Raw genomic sequence first — 13412 nt, forward strand, 5'->3', positions numbered from 1 at the left:
GCCGCGGTGCCACCGCCCGCGACGACCCGGCCGGATGCCATCATCGCGCTTGCCGGAGAGGCGGCGGTCGCCCGGTCCCTGCGCCCTTCGCTCAGGCCCGACGGGCTTGAGCGGCGCGTGCGCGGCGCGGCGGCCCGCCTGACGCCGGGGCGCGTGACCCAGCCCGGAACGGGGGGGACGATCTGCGGCGTTCCGGGCCTCGTGGGCGAGCGGCTGGAACCCATCACCGGCCGGTCCTCGGGCTGCGGCATCGCCGAACCCGTACGGCTGCGCGGCGTGGAGGGCATCGCGCTCACGACGCCCGCCACGATCACCTGCGATACGGCCCGCGCGCTTCAGACCTGGGTGCGCGACGCGCTCGTGCCGACCATCGGACGCACCGGCGGCGGCGTCTCGAATCTGCGGGTCGTCGCCTCTTACGCCTGCCGGACGCGCAATTCGCAGAGCGGCGCACGGCTCAGCGAACATGCCCGCGGCAACGCCATCGACATCGCGGGGATCGGATTGCAGAACGGGCAGGAACTGACCGTGCTGACCCATTGGCGCACCGAGCGCGAGGGGCGTCTCCTGAGGCAGTTGCACCAGGGGGCCTGCGGGACCTTCGGCACGGTGCTCGGCCCGAATTCGGACCGGTTCCACCAGGACCATTTCCACTTCGACGTGGCGTCCTATCGCTCGGGATCCTACTGCCGCTAACGCAGCACGAGCCGTGGCGCGGGTCCCAGGGGCAGGGGGCCGAGGAACATGCGTCCCCCGGAAAAACCGAGCGCCGCGTCGATCACCTCGGGATCGCCGGAAAGCCCCGCGACGACGCCCAGAAGCCCCTCGGCCGTGCCGCGCATCCGCTCGGGGATGATCCCAGCATTGACCGCCATCGCGATCATGTCGCGCCAGTTCTCGGCACGGAGCGCAATCTCGCCTTCGGGAAGGCCGGACGCATCCACGTCGAGCGTTCCCGCGGCGCGCAGGAGGAGTCCGCCCCAGACCGCCTCGAGCTCCTTGAGGTCGAGATACGTGATCTGCGGGCGACGATCCTCGATGGCGCGGATGTCCCAGGGACGGTCGAACCGCATCCCGGCCTCGTAGTCGAGAACCGAGATCGTCTCGGGCAGGATCGCGGCCGGATCGAGCCGCGTCCGGAACGGCGCGGGGGGCGCGAACTCGCTGGCCGAGAAGGACACGTCGTAGAACGAGGCCTCGCCGTCCCGTCGCGCCATGGTCAGGTGTCCCTGTGGCAGCGTCATGCGCCAGCCCGCGTCGCTTTCGACCGCAACATCGGCGAGCACCGTGTCGGACAGGTCCAGCGCGAACCCGGCCGAAGGCTGCACGTCCAGCTCCGAGGTCATCGTGGCCGCCGTGATCGTGAGCCGCTGGTCGGGGGAGGACAGCTCCTGCGTTGCGGGCCACGTCGCGCGGAGGTGGTCGGGCCGGAAGGCGCGTTGTTCCAGCGTCAAGGCGGGAAGGGTCCAGACCCAGTTGGTCTCGGGATCGGCCAGCTCCATCGCGGTGAACTCGGTCCGGAAACGGGAAGGGAAGCCCGTGACGCCGAGGTCCTCGTAGCGCACCAGCCAGCCTTCCGCCGCCCGCGCCTCGAGCCAGCCCGTGACCACCCGTTCGATCCCGCGTGCCGACACGAACCACAGGCCCGAGGCCAGCGCCGCCAGCACGGCCAATCCAACGATTACACGCCTCAGCACAGCCCGACCCCGTTTCGTTCCGTTGCGCGGGCAGGTATAGCCGGGCGCGCAGGCAAGGACCACGACGATGACGCATGTGCAGACGGGACGAACATCGGGCGGAGACCTCTGGGTCTTCGGCTATGGCTCGCTCCTGTGGAACCCGGGCTTTCCGGTCGCCGAGGCGCGCGTGGCCCGGCTTGATGGCTGGCACCGGTCGTTCTGCATGTCCTCGGTTCACCATCGCGGCACGCCCGAACGCCCGGGCCTCGTTCTCGCCCTCGACAGGGCGGAAGGGGCGCATTGCGACGGCCTCGCCTTCCGGGTGGAGCCGTCCTACGCCGCCACGACCATCGACTACCTGCGTGAGCGCGAACTCATCTCGTCCGCCTATCTCGAAACCAGGCTTTGCGTCGTTTTCCACGACTGCGGCGCGCGGTGCGAGGATGTGCTGACCTACGTCATCGACCGCGCGCACGAGCAGTATCGCGGCGATCTCGACCTCGAGACGCAGGCCCGGATCATCGCCGGTGCCGTCGGCGGGCGCGGCCCGAACGACGAATATCTCTACAACACCGCCGCGCACCTCGCCGAGCTTGGCCTCGCCGATGCCGATCTCGACTGGCTGGTGCGCCGCGTTCGGATGCTGCGGGCGGCAGACTGACCGGCCAGAGGCCATTGGCTTCGCCGTCCGGCGCCTGTAGGCTGACCCCGCGAGGCAAAGCTGAACGAGTGGGGCCGTGGCGAGCAGGACCGAGGGCGCCGAGGGCGTGCGCATCACCCGACCGACGCGTCAGATCGTACTGATGCTGATAATCCTTGCCTGCGTCATCGCGGGCGCGGTCCTCGTGTGGCCGATGGTGCAGCCCGTCTTCCTCTCGAGTCCCTACCTCAACGGAACCATCGGCATCGTCTTCGTCGTGGGTGTGCTCGCCTGTTTCTGGCAGGTCTTCCAGCTGTTCTCGTCGGTTGCCTGGATCGAGGAAGTGGCATCCACGGGCGGCGGGGATGCAATCGAGCGGCCGCCGGGCCTTCTGGCGGCGGCGACGGCGATCACGCGCGTGCGTGGCGGGCGGATGCAGGTCACGCCGGCCTCGGCCAAATCCGTGCTCGACAGCGTCGGCGCGCGGATGGAGGAAAGCCGCGACATCACGCGATATATCGCCAACCTCCTGATCTTCCTTGGCCTTCTGGGCACGTTCTTCGGCCTCGCCACGACCGTGCCGGCGGTGGTGGAGACGATACGCTCGCTCCAGCCCACCGAGGGCGAGGAAGGGCTCGCCGTTTTCGGACGGCTCATGAACGGGCTCGAGGATCAGCTGGGCGGCATGGGAACCGCCTTCGCCTCGTCGCTTCTGGGCCTTGCCGGTTCGCTGGTCGTGGGCCTGCTGGAGCTGTTCGCCGGACATGGGCAGAACCGGTTCTACCGCGAGATGGAGGAATGGCTCGCATCGATCACGCGTGTCAGCCTGTCCTCCGGCGAGGGCGATGGCGGCGTCGACCGGAGCGCGATCGGCACCGTTCTCGACCACATGGTCGATCAGATCGAAACGCTGCAAAGCCTCTACTCGCAATCCGAGGCGCGACGGGCCGAGACCGACATGCGCCTTCAGGAACTGGTGCAGGCCGTGGGCGGGCTGACCGATCGCATGGGCTTTGGCCAGGTCGAAGCCGTCGAGAAGCTGACCGCCGCGCAGGAGCGTCTTGCCCAGGCGGTCGAGGACGGACATGCCGGCGGCGGGCTCGACGAGGAGAGCCGGATGCGCCTGCGCTCCATCGACGTGCAACTCTACAAGATCGCCGAAGGGCTCGAAGCAGGGCAGGACGACACCGGCGGAGAGGACGAGGGCGTGACCCTCAACGAGGCGCTCCGGGCCGACATCAACCAGCTGACCGACGCGCTGCGTGCGCTGACCCGTGCCGCCGAGGCCCCGGTCCAGCGCCGCGCCACGGCCACGGCGAACCCGGTGCGCCGGCCGCCCAGCCCGCGCAGCCGCGACATCGGGGAGTAAGGCGCGATGGCCTTCCAGCGCCGTGCGGGGGCCCGTTTCTCCGGCTCGATCTGGCCCGGTTTCGTCGACGCGATCACCTCGCTGCTGATGGTGATGATCTTCGTGCTGACGATCTTCATGGTCGTGCAATACGTCCTGCGCGAAGAGATCACGAACCAGGATGACGAGTTGAATGCGCTTAACGCGCAACTCAACGACCTGTCGCAGGCGCTGGGCCTTGAGACGACGCGCGCCGACCGTCTCGAGAGCCGCGTCGCAACGCTGGCCGGCTCGCTCGAGGCGGCGCAGTCGCAGGTGGCCGAACAGAACGCGCTGATCGCAGCACTGACGGCCGAGGGCGAACGGCAGGCCGCGCGGATCGCCTCCTTCGAGGAACAGGTGGCGAGCCTTCTGGCCGAGAACCGGGATCTTGGGGCCGCGCGCGATGCCGCGCAGGCCGAGGCCGCGGAGGCCATGAGCGAGGCCGAGGCGCTGAACCTCGCGCTGGCGACGGCCCGCAGCGAGATCGACGCCGCCGCCGAGGCCGCCCGGCTCGACGCGGCGCGCCGCGAGGCCCTGGAGGCACTGATCGCCGATCTCCGCTCGGATGCCGAGACGCGGGACGCGGAGCTGGCCGAGACCGTCGCCGCGCTGGACGACGCGGAAGCCGCGCGCCTCGTGGAGGCCGCCGCCGCGGAGGCCCTGCGCGCAAGGCTGGAGGAGGCGGACGCAGAACTCACCGCCATGACGCTCGCGCTGGAGCAACAGCGGCGCGAGGCGGAGGAGACGCTGACGCTTCTCGCTGCCGCCGATGCTGCGCGGGATGACCTCGCCACCCGGCTTGCCTCGGCGCTTGCACAGGTCGAGGCGCGCGGCTCGATCGAGGAACAGCTTGCCGCCGCACAGCTCGAGGCCGAGCGGATGAGCGCCCAGCTTCAGGACCGCGACACCGAGATGAGCGAGCTGGAGCAGCAGCTTGCCCTCGCCCTTTCGCGGATCGAAAGCGCGGAGGCCAGCGCGGCGGCTCGGCTGGCCGAACTCGAGGCGCGCATCCGCGATGCCGAGGCACGGGCGGAGGCGGCGGAACTCGCCATCGGCGACACCGATCTCGCGACGCTGGAAGCGCAGCTGGCCGACGCCCTCTCGGCCCGCCTCGCCGCCGAGGCCGACCGTGACCAAGCCCTGACTGCGGCCGAGGAACGTGCCGCCCTGCTGGCACAGGCCAATCGCGAGCTCGAAGGCGCCGAGGCGTCCTCGGCCGAGAGCGAGCGGCAGGTCGCGCTCCTGAACGAGCAGGTGGCGGCACTGCGCACGCAGCTTTCGGCGCTTCAATCGCTTCTCGACGACGCGGCCGAGGCCGACGCCGAGGCGCAGGTGCAGATCGATGCGCTGGGCACGCAGCTCAATACCGCGCTCGCGCGGCTTGCCGCCGAACAGAGGGCGCTTGCGGGCTCCGAAGCCGTGCGCGCCGAACTTGAGGCGGCCGAGGCCGCTCGGCTGGCGGCGGAGGCCGAGGAACTGGAACGCTATCGCTCGGAGTTTTTCGGCAGGCTCCGCGAGCTTCTGGAGGGACGCGAGGGCGTGCGCATCGATGGCGACCGTTTCGTGTTCTCGTCCGAGGTGCTGTTCGACGTGGGGTCTGCGGACCTTGCGCCCGAGGGCCTTGCGCAGATCGAGAATGTCGCCTCGCTCCTGTCGGAGGTGGCCGACGATATTCCCGAGACCATCGACTGGATCATCCGCGTCGACGGTCACACCGACAACCAGCAGATCGGCGCGGGCGGGGCCTTCGCCAACAACTGGGAACTGAGCCAGGCGCGGGCGCTGTCGGTCGTGCTCTACATGTCCGAGGAACTGGGCATTCCGCCCTCCCGGCTGGCGGCGACCGGCTTCGGGGAATACCGGCCGGTGGCGGACAACGGCACAGCCGAAGGCCGGGCGCAGAACCGGCGGATCGAGCTGAAGCTGACAGAGCGCTGAAGGCATCTGCGGCGATCGTTCGTCCCAATGACCGCAGTCCGGTAGTCCGGGCTCATCCCTGAAAGCAAAACGGCGGCCGCGAGATGCGACCGCCGTTTCGATTTCAGACCCGAGGGGGGCTCAGTCCGCTGTCAGGAGCGGCGGCTTCTTCGAGCTGAGGCGCGGGTTGCCCGGCTCCTCGAAGCGAAGGTCGATCTTGCCGTCCTTCATGCCCACCTTCACGTTGCCGCCCTTGGCGAGCTTGCCGAAGAGAAGCTCTTCCGCCAGCGGCTTCTTGATGTGCTCCTGGATCACGCGGCCAAGTGGGCGTGCGCCCATCTTGTCGTCGTAACCCTCCTCGGCCAGCCATTCGGCGGCGGGCCGCGTGAGTTCGATCGTGACGTTGCGGTCCATGAGCTGCGCCTCGAGCTGGAGGACGAACTTCTCGACCACCGAGAGGATCGTTTCCCGGCCGAGCGGCGCGAAGCTGATGACCGCGTCGAGGCGGTTCCGGAACTCCGGCGTGAACGTCCGCTCGATCGCGGCCGTATCCTCGCCCTCGCGCCGGTCGCGGCCGAAGCCGATTGCGGCCTTCTGCATGTCGGCCGCACCGGCGTTCGACGTCATGATCAGGATCACGTTGCGGAAGTCGACCTTGCGGCCGTTGTGGTCGGTCAGCGTGCCGTGGTCCATCACCTGCAGCAGGATGTTGAACACGTCCGGATGCGCCTTCTCGATCTCGTCGAGCAGGAGGACGCAGTGTGGATGCTGGTCGATCCCGTCCGTCAGCAGACCGCCCTGATCGAACCCGACATAGCCCGGAGGCGCGCCGATGAGCCGCGAGACCGCGTGCTTCTCCATGTATTCCGACATGTCGAAGCGCAGGAGTTCCACCCCGAGAGACGAGGCGAGCTGCTTGGCGACCTCCGTCTTGCCGACGCCGGTCGGACCCGCGAACAGGTAGTTGCCGATCGGCTTCTCCGGTTCCCGAAGGCCCGCGCGGGCCAGCTTGATCGAGGCCGACAGCGCCTCGATCGCGGCGTCCTGGCCGAAGACCACGCGCTTGAGCGTGCCTTCGAGGTCCTTGAGCACGGCGGCATCGTCCTTCGAGACGTTCTTGGGGGGGATGCGGGCGATCTTTGCCACGACCTCCTCGATCTCCTTGGCGCCGATGGTCTTACGGCGCTTGGATTCCGCCACGAGATGCTGCGCCGCGCCGGCTTCGTCGATCACGTCGATCGCCTTGTCGGGCAGCTTGCGGTCATTGATGTAGCGCGCACTCAGCTCCACCGCCGTCTTGATGGCGTCGGCGGTGTACTTCACGCTGTGATGCTCCTCGAAGTAGGGCTTGAGGCCCTTGAGGATCTTCACCGCGTCCTCGACCGAAGGCTCGTTCACGTCGATCTTCTGGAACCGGCGGCTCAGCGCGCGGTCCTTCTCGAAGTGCTGGCGGAATTCCTTGTAGGTGGTGGAGCCCATGCAGCGCAGCTTGCCGCCCTGAAGCGCGGGCTTCAGAAGGTTGGAGGCATCCATCGCCCCACCGGAGGTCGCGCCCGCACCGATCACGGTGTGGATCTCGTCGATGAAGAGGATCGCGTCGGGGTGATCCTCGAGTTCCTTGACGACCGCCTTCAGCCGCTCCTCGAAATCGCCGCGATACCGCGTGCCGGCGAGAAGCGCGCCCATGTCGAGCGAGTAGATCGTCGCGCCCTGAAGCACTTCGGGCGTTGCGCCCTCGACGATCTTCTTGGCCAGTCCCTCGGCAATGGCGGTCTTGCCCACGCCGGGATCGCCCACCAGAAGCGGGTTGTTCTTGCGCCGCCGGCACAGGACCTGGATGCAGCGTTCCACCTCGTGCTCGCGGCCGATCAGCGGGTCGACATCGCCCTTCACGGCCTTGGCGTTCAGGTCGACGCAATACTTGGCGAGGGCCGATTCCTTCTGGTCGGCGTCGGACGCGGTCTCGGCCTGGCTCGACTGCGGCTCATCCTCGGCTTCCGACGCACCGGTCACGGGGCGGCTTTCGCCGTAGGAGGGATCCTTGGCGACGCCATGGGCGATGAAGTTCACCGCGTCGTAGCGCGTCATGTCCTGTTCCTGCAGGAAGTAGGCGGCATTGCTTTCGCGCTCGGCGAAGATGGCGACCAGCACGTTGGCGCCGGTCACTTCGGTGCGCCCGGAGGACTGGACGTGGATCGCCGCGCGCTGGATCACCCGCTGGAAGGCAGCGGTCGGCACGGCTTCGGACCCGTCCACGTCGGTGACGAGCGTCGACAGATCATCCTCGATGAAGTTCACGAGCGTGGTGCGCAGCGCCTCGAGATCGACGCTGCATGCCTTCATGACCTTCTGCGCGTCCGGCTCGTCGATGAGCGCGAGAAGGAGGTGTTCGAGCGTTGCAAGTTCGTGCCGGCGCGCATTCGCATTCGCCAGCGCTGCGTGAATGGCCTGCTCCAGGGTCGTCGAAAAAGATGGCACGCGCGTGATCCTTTCGGTGTCGTCGAGGGGGCCTCCGCCTCCGCCCGATCATGGCCTCATGTGATTAAGCTTTGGTTTTTGTCGGCGTGTTTCAAGGAAATTCTGCTCAAATTGCAGTGTCACCGGGCCGCTCCGGCACAAGCCCTTGGATTCATGAGGGAGTGCACAAAAAACGGGCATTCGCCGATTGGGGCCGTCTCAATGAACCGTTCCTGCCCGGTCGCGCCCCCTTGAGCGAACCGGTCGTCCAGCCCGGATCGCCGTATTCTCCGGCCCCGGAACATGCGCGGCCGACCGGATCGGCAGCGCTGATCAGAACGCGTCCTTGCGGCGCCGGATCTCGGCGAAGACCGCGTGGTCGGGATCTCCACTCATATCTAGGAGCGCCTTCACCTCTGGCAAGCCCGCCCGTAGGAACGGGTTGGTATCGAGTTCCTCGCCAAGCTCTGCCGGAACGGTCGGACGGCCTTCCGAACGCGCATCCGCCACCGCGGCCACACGAGCCTGCAGTGTGGGATTTTCGGGCTCGATGGTGAGGGCGAAGCGGGCGTTGCCCTGCGTGTATTCATGGCCCGAGAAGACGAGCGTGTCGCGCGGCAGGGCGGCGAGCCGGGAGAGACTGTCCCACATCATCGCAGGCGTGCCTTCGAACACCCGGCCGCAACCGAGCGCCATGAGACTGTCGGCGGTGAAGACCACGCCCGCCTCGGGGAAATGATACGCCAGGTGGCCGAGCGTATGGCCCGGCACCGCGATCGCCACCGTCCGGGAGGGCCCCGCTCCGCCGGCGTCGCCGTCCTTCAGCCCCATGTCGAGCGGTGGCAGTTTCTCGCGCTCGGCCTCGGGCCCCATGACCTTGCAGCCATAGCGGCTCCGCAGCGCCTCGACCCCGCCGACGTGGTCATGGTGGTGATGCGTGATCAGGATCGTCCCGAGCGTCCAGCCGCGCGCCTCGAGCGCCTCGATGATCGGCCCGGCCTCGGGGGCATCGATCAGGCACACGCCGTCGGGGCCCTTCACGAGATAGGCGTAGTTGTCGCTCAGGCAGGGGACGGTGACGATTTCGAGGCCGTCGCGGGCGATGGTATACGTGGCGTTGGCGGTTGCGGGGGGCATGGCGTTTCCCTTTCGCGCTGCTAAGGTCGGGACAGGAGACTGGACCATTGACCCCGGAGCCGCAATGCATCTCGACGTGATCGACCTGCGGCAGTTCTATTACCGCACGCGTCTCGGCCGGACCGCGCAGAAGGCGATCCGCGACCAGATTCTGACATTCTGGCCCGAGGCGAAGGGGCAGACCGTGGTCGGCTTCGGTTTCGCCGTTCCGCTTCTGCGTCCCTATCTCGGAGAGGCGCGGCGCGTGATCGGCCTGATGCCGGCCGAGCAGGGCGTGATGCCGTGGCCGGCCGGCCTCGACAATGTCTCGGTCCTGTGCCGCGAGGGGCTCTGGCCGATCGACACCGGCCATGCCGACCGCCTGATCTGCCTTCACGGGCTGGAGACGTCCGAGCATCCGGCCGCCGTTCTGGAGGAATGCGCGCGGGTTCTTGGCCCGGGCGGCCGTGCTCTGTTCATCGTGCCCAATCGCGGCGGTCTCTGGGCGCGCCGCGATGTCACGCCCTTCGGTTTCGGCCGGCCCTATACCCTCGGTCAGCTCGAGGCCCAGCTCAAGCGGCACGACTTCGTGCCCGAACGTCACGCCGCGGCGCTCTTCGCGCCTCCCTCGGAGAAGCGGTTCTGGATCAAGTCGGCCGAGATGGTCGAACGCCTCGGCAGCCGGTTGCCGGGCCAGCGCGGGGGCGGCGTTCTCATCGTGGAGGCCTCCAAGCGGGTCTACGCGCCGCTCGGTCCGGGCCTGGCCGAGCGCGTGCGCCGGCCCCTTCGCGTGCTGGAAGGCGCACCGCGTCCGGCGGGCGCGGCGGGCCGACAACAGGTCTGAGGATCGCGCAGGTCCGGACCTAGCCGAAGAGCGCGGTCATCTCCGTCACGGGGCGATTGGCGAGGATATGGGGCGGCTCTGCCTGGCGGGAATCGTCGGTCACGACCGTATCGCCGGTCTCTGCATCGTAGCGGGCCGCGAACCGGCCGAGGTCGATCTCGCCGAGCTTCTGCAAGCCGTGCGCCTCGATGAACTCGGCCTCGGTGCCCGTGATGCTGCCGTCTGGGATATCCTGTCCCTCGGGCAGGATGTAGAAATTCATCGCATAGCGCAGCCCGACGGATCCCTCGTCGTCACCCTCGGTGTCGAACACGCTGTGCACGGCAAGGATCTGACCGGGCAGATCGGGCGCGATGTTCAAGGTCAGCTCGTCCTGCGGGCCAAGCTGCGTCCGGAACCCGGCGTCCGTTGCGTCCGGCGCCCCCGATCCGGGGCCGCCCACGGACACCGCGATCACTTCGGTCGGACCGTCGTCGTAGTCTTCCGCGCCCATGGCGGGCGAAAGTTGTCCTGCCATGATATCCAGTTCCTCTGCGGTCAGGTCGGCCACGACCGTGTCTTCGACGAGATCGCCGAAGACATCTTCGTCCTCCTCCGCGGGAAGGTAGGCCTCGCTGGTCGGGGTGACGTCCGGCTGTCTCATGCCGAGAGCGGCGAACATGTCCAGACGCGCGATGAGGTCCTCGTCACCGCCGAGCCCCTCGGCGGTATCGTCGGGAAGCTGGTCGTCGTGTGCGTCGTCGTCCGACTTGTCGTCGACGTCGGTCAGCACGTTCGATGCCCCGAAGGCACCCAGAACCGTAAGGGTGAAAATCGACAGCATGGTGGGGCAAGCACCCTCAGAAACCTCGTTAGGGGATTCTAAACCATTGGATTTGGGTCAAATGCGGGTCGAGGTGCGGTGCGATTGTGGCGGCCACGCGGCAATTTCCGGCGCTGCGCCGCCGCGAGGAGCCATGCGGGCGCAGAATCGACGTGCCGCGAAGCCCCCTGACGGAAATACGTGCAAGCTTCAAAGCGTCGCAGACACCCGGCATCCGGCTACCTCCATGAAAAACGGGATTTTTCCATTGCTGCGCCGCAGATTTGTGGCGGTTGCAGCATGATGAACCCTCTGCTACATCCACGGCGATTTGAGGGGAACCGGCTGCCATCTGCCGCCGAGACGCGAACGAGAGCCCGGAGGCGCCGGCAGGCACCGCCCGGGTTGACCATATGAGAAGGCCGTCCGGGATACGCCGGGCAAGCATGTGAAAGGGTGGACGTGAGCGAACCTGCTTCGATCTCGACCGGCATTGCCGCGCGTTACGCGACCGCGATGTTTGAACTGGCTCAGGAAAGCGGGGCGCTTGACGCGCTTGAGGCGGATGTTTCCGCGCTCGAAGCCGCATTGGCCGAAAGCGCCGACCTCCGGGACCTGATCAATTCGCCCATCTATGGCCGCGACGAAACGCAGTCCGCGATCGGCGGCGTCGCAGACGCGATGGGCGTGAACGCGATCACCGGCAACACGCTGCGCCTGATGGCCGGCAAGCGCCGTCTCTTCGTTCTTCCCGCGCTCCTGCGCGAGCTCCGGTCGCGCATCGCCGACCACAAGGGCGAGGTCACCGCGGATGTGACCAGTGCCAAGGCCCTGACCAAGGCGCAGTCCGACAAGCTGCAGAAGGCGCTGTCGGCGTCCGTCGGTCGCGAGGTCAAGTTGAATGCGACCGTTGATGAAAGCCTCATCGGCGGTCTTGTCGTCAAGGTGGGCTCGCGGATGATCGACACGTCGATCCGCGCGAAGCTCAACTCCCTCCAGAACACCATGAAAGAGGTCGGATAAATGGGTATCCAAGCAGCCGAGATTTCTGCGATCCTGAAGGAACAGATCAAGTCGTTCGGTCAGGATGCCGAAGTTGCCGAAGTGGGCCGCGTGCTTTCGGTCGGCGACGGTATCGCCCGCGTCTACGGCCTCGACAACGTCCAGGCCGGCGAGATGGTGGAATTCCCCGGCGGCATCCGCGGCATGGCGCTCAACCTCGAGAGCGACAACGTCGGCATCGTGATCTTCGGCTCGGACCGGGAAATCGGGGAAGGCGACGTCGTCAAGCGCACGAATTCCATCGTGGACGTGCCCGCCGGTGAGGCGCTTCTGGGCCGCGTCGTCGACGGTCTCGGCAACCCGCTGGACGGCAAGGGCCCGATCGAGACCACCGAGCGTCGCATCGCCGACGTCAAGGCCCCCGGCATCATCCCGCGCAAGTCCGTGCACGAGCCGATGGCGACCGGCCTCAAGGCCATCGACGCCATGATCCCGATCGGCCGTGGCCAACGCGAGCTGATCATCGGCGACCGTCAGACCGGCAAGACCGCCGTGGCACTCGACACGATCCTGAACCAGAAGGTCTACAACGACGCCGCCGGCGACGACGAGAGCAAGAAGCTCTACTGCGTCTACGTCGCTGTCGGCCAGAAGCGCTCGACCGTCGCGCAGCTGGTGAAGAAGCTCGAGGAAACCGGCGCGATGGAATATTCCATCGTCGTGGCCGCAACCGCATCCGACCCCGCACCGATGCAGTTCCTCGCGCCCTACGCCGCGACCGCGATGGCGGAATACTTCCGCGACAACGGCCGTCACGCGCTCATCATCTACGATGACCTCTCGAAGCAGGCCGTCGCCTACCGCCAGATGTCGCTCCTGCTGCGCCGCCCGCCGGGCCGCGAAGCCTACCCGGGTGACGTTTTCTACCTCCACTCCCGCCTGCTGGAGCGTTCGGCGAAGCTGAACGAGGACAACGGCTCGGGCTCGCTGACGGCACTTCCGGTCATCGAAACCCAGGGCGGCGACGTGTCGGCCTTCATCCCGACCAACGTGATCTCGATCACCGACGGCCAGATCTTCCTCGAGACCGAACTGTTCTACCAGGGCATCCGCCCCGCCGTGAACACCGGTCTCTCGGTGAGCCGCGTGGGTTCGTCGGCGCAGACCAACTCGATGAAATCGGTTGCGGGCTCGGTGAAGCTGGAGCTTGCGCAGTACCGCGAGATGGCCGCCTTCGCGCAGTTCGGCTCGGACCTCGACGCCGCGACCCAGCGCCTGCTGAACCGTGGTGCGCGTCTGACCGAACTGATGAAGCAGCCGCAGTACTCGCCGCTGACCAACGCGGAAATCGTCTGCGTGATCTTCGCGGGTATCTCGGGCTTCCTCGACAAGCTGCCGGTATCCGCCGTCGGCCGGTTCGAGCGCGGGCTCGTGACCTTCATGCGGCAGAAGAAGTCGGACGTCCTCGACTGGATCACCAACGAAGATCCGAAGATCAAGGGCGATGCCGCCGACAAGTTGAAGGCCGCGATCGAAGAATACGCAGCCGACTTCGCCTGATCCGG

General features: G+C 67.5%; 11 protein-coding genes. 7 read left to right on the plus strand and 4 right to left on the minus strand.

What is annotated here, in order from left to right:
* Positions 1 to 696, plus strand: a 696-nt coding sequence (locus tag N8I71_RS18815) for an extensin-like domain-containing protein (RefSeq protein WP_262879573.1), incomplete at its 5' end; no start/stop codon positions are given.
* Here N8I71_RS18815 and N8I71_RS18820 read toward each other — a convergent pair.
* Complete coding sequence (locus tag N8I71_RS18820) at positions 693 to 1697, minus strand: DUF2125 domain-containing protein (protein WP_262879574.1); 1005 nt, start codon at positions 1695 to 1697, stop codon at positions 693 to 695. The two genes, N8I71_RS18815 and N8I71_RS18820, sit on opposite strands and share 4 nt — an antisense overlap.
* Positions 1698 to 1764: 67 nt before the next feature.
* Between N8I71_RS18820 and N8I71_RS18825 the strand changes: the two genes are divergently transcribed.
* The 3 genes from N8I71_RS18825 to N8I71_RS18835 all read left to right on the plus strand — a co-directional run bounded on the left by N8I71_RS18825 (position 1765) and on the right by N8I71_RS18835 (position 5647).
* Positions 1765 to 2340, plus strand: a complete 576-nt coding sequence (locus N8I71_RS18825) for a gamma-glutamylcyclotransferase (protein WP_262879575.1) — start codon at positions 1765 to 1767, stop codon at positions 2338 to 2340.
* A gap of 76 nt (positions 2341 to 2416) precedes the next feature.
* Positions 2417 to 3688, plus strand: a complete 1272-nt coding sequence (locus N8I71_RS18830; protein ID WP_262879576.1) for a biopolymer transporter ExbB — start codon at positions 2417 to 2419, stop codon at positions 3686 to 3688.
* A 6-nt stretch (positions 3689 to 3694) separates the two neighbouring features.
* Positions 3695 to 5647, plus strand: a complete 1953-nt coding sequence (locus N8I71_RS18835) for a peptidoglycan -binding protein (RefSeq protein ID WP_262879577.1) — start codon at positions 3695 to 3697, stop codon at positions 5645 to 5647.
* Between the two features lie 120 nt (positions 5648 to 5767).
* Here N8I71_RS18835 and clpA read toward each other — a convergent pair whose 3' ends face one another.
* Together clpA and gloB are read right to left on the minus strand one after the other, a co-directional pair.
* Complete coding sequence (gene clpA / locus N8I71_RS18840) at positions 5768 to 8104, minus strand: ATP-dependent Clp protease ATP-binding subunit ClpA (protein ID WP_262879578.1); 2337 nt, start codon at positions 8102 to 8104, stop codon at positions 5768 to 5770.
* Between the two features lie 312 nt (positions 8105 to 8416).
* On the minus strand, positions 8417 to 9220 hold the full coding sequence (gene gloB, locus N8I71_RS18845) for a hydroxyacylglutathione hydrolase (protein WP_262879579.1): 804 nt from the start codon (positions 9218 to 9220) through the stop codon (positions 8417 to 8419).
* Between the two features lie 64 nt (positions 9221 to 9284).
* Here gloB and N8I71_RS18850 point away from each other — a divergent pair, with 64 nt between their 5' ends.
* Entirely contained in the window at positions 9285 to 10043 is a 759-nt protein-coding gene (locus tag N8I71_RS18850) for a class I SAM-dependent methyltransferase (RefSeq protein ID WP_262879580.1), read from the plus strand.
* Between the two features lie 19 nt (positions 10044 to 10062).
* Here the strand turns inward: N8I71_RS18850 and N8I71_RS18855 are convergent, their stop codons facing one another.
* On the minus strand, positions 10063 to 10866 hold the full coding sequence (locus N8I71_RS18855) for a hypothetical protein (protein ID WP_262879581.1): 804 nt from the start codon (positions 10864 to 10866) through the stop codon (positions 10063 to 10065).
* A gap of 441 nt (positions 10867 to 11307) precedes the next feature.
* Between N8I71_RS18855 and N8I71_RS18860 the strand changes: the two genes are divergently transcribed.
* Both N8I71_RS18860 and atpA read left to right on the plus strand, forming a co-directional pair.
* On the plus strand, positions 11308 to 11868 hold the full coding sequence (locus N8I71_RS18860) for a F0F1 ATP synthase subunit delta (protein WP_262879582.1): 561 nt from the start codon (positions 11308 to 11310) through the stop codon (positions 11866 to 11868).
* A complete protein-coding gene (gene atpA / locus N8I71_RS18865; RefSeq protein ID WP_262879583.1) occupies positions 11869 to 13407 on the plus strand; it encodes a F0F1 ATP synthase subunit alpha in 1539 nt (512 codons plus the stop codon).
* The last annotated feature ends 5 nt before the right edge of the window (positions 13408 to 13412 follow it).

The organism is Roseicyclus sediminis (assembly GCF_025515305.1).
Taxonomy (GTDB): domain Bacteria; phylum Pseudomonadota; class Alphaproteobacteria; order Rhodobacterales; family Rhodobacteraceae; genus Roseibacterium; species Roseibacterium sediminis.

Bases quoted from the DNA above. Each gene is read 5' to 3' on its own strand.
- N8I71_RS18835 (WP_262879577.1), top strand. From the start codon at position 3,695: ATGGCCTTCCAGCGCCGTGCGGGGGCCCGTTTCTCCGGCTCGATCTGG.
- gloB (WP_262879579.1), bottom strand. From the start codon at position 9,220: ATGCCCCCCGCAACCGCCAACGCCACGTATACCATCGCCCGCGACGGC.
- N8I71_RS18850 (WP_262879580.1), top strand. From the start codon at position 9,285: ATGCATCTCGACGTGATCGACCTGCGGCAGTTCTATTACCGCACGCGT.
- atpA (WP_262879583.1), top strand. From the start codon at position 11,869: ATGGGTATCCAAGCAGCCGAGATTTCTGCGATCCTGAAGGAACAGATC.
- N8I71_RS18825 (WP_262879575.1), top strand. From the start codon at position 1,765: ATGACGCATGTGCAGACGGGACGAACATCGGGCGGAGACCTCTGGGTC.
- N8I71_RS18855 (WP_262879581.1), bottom strand. From the start codon at position 10,866: ATGCTGTCGATTTTCACCCTTACGGTTCTGGGTGCCTTCGGGGCATCG.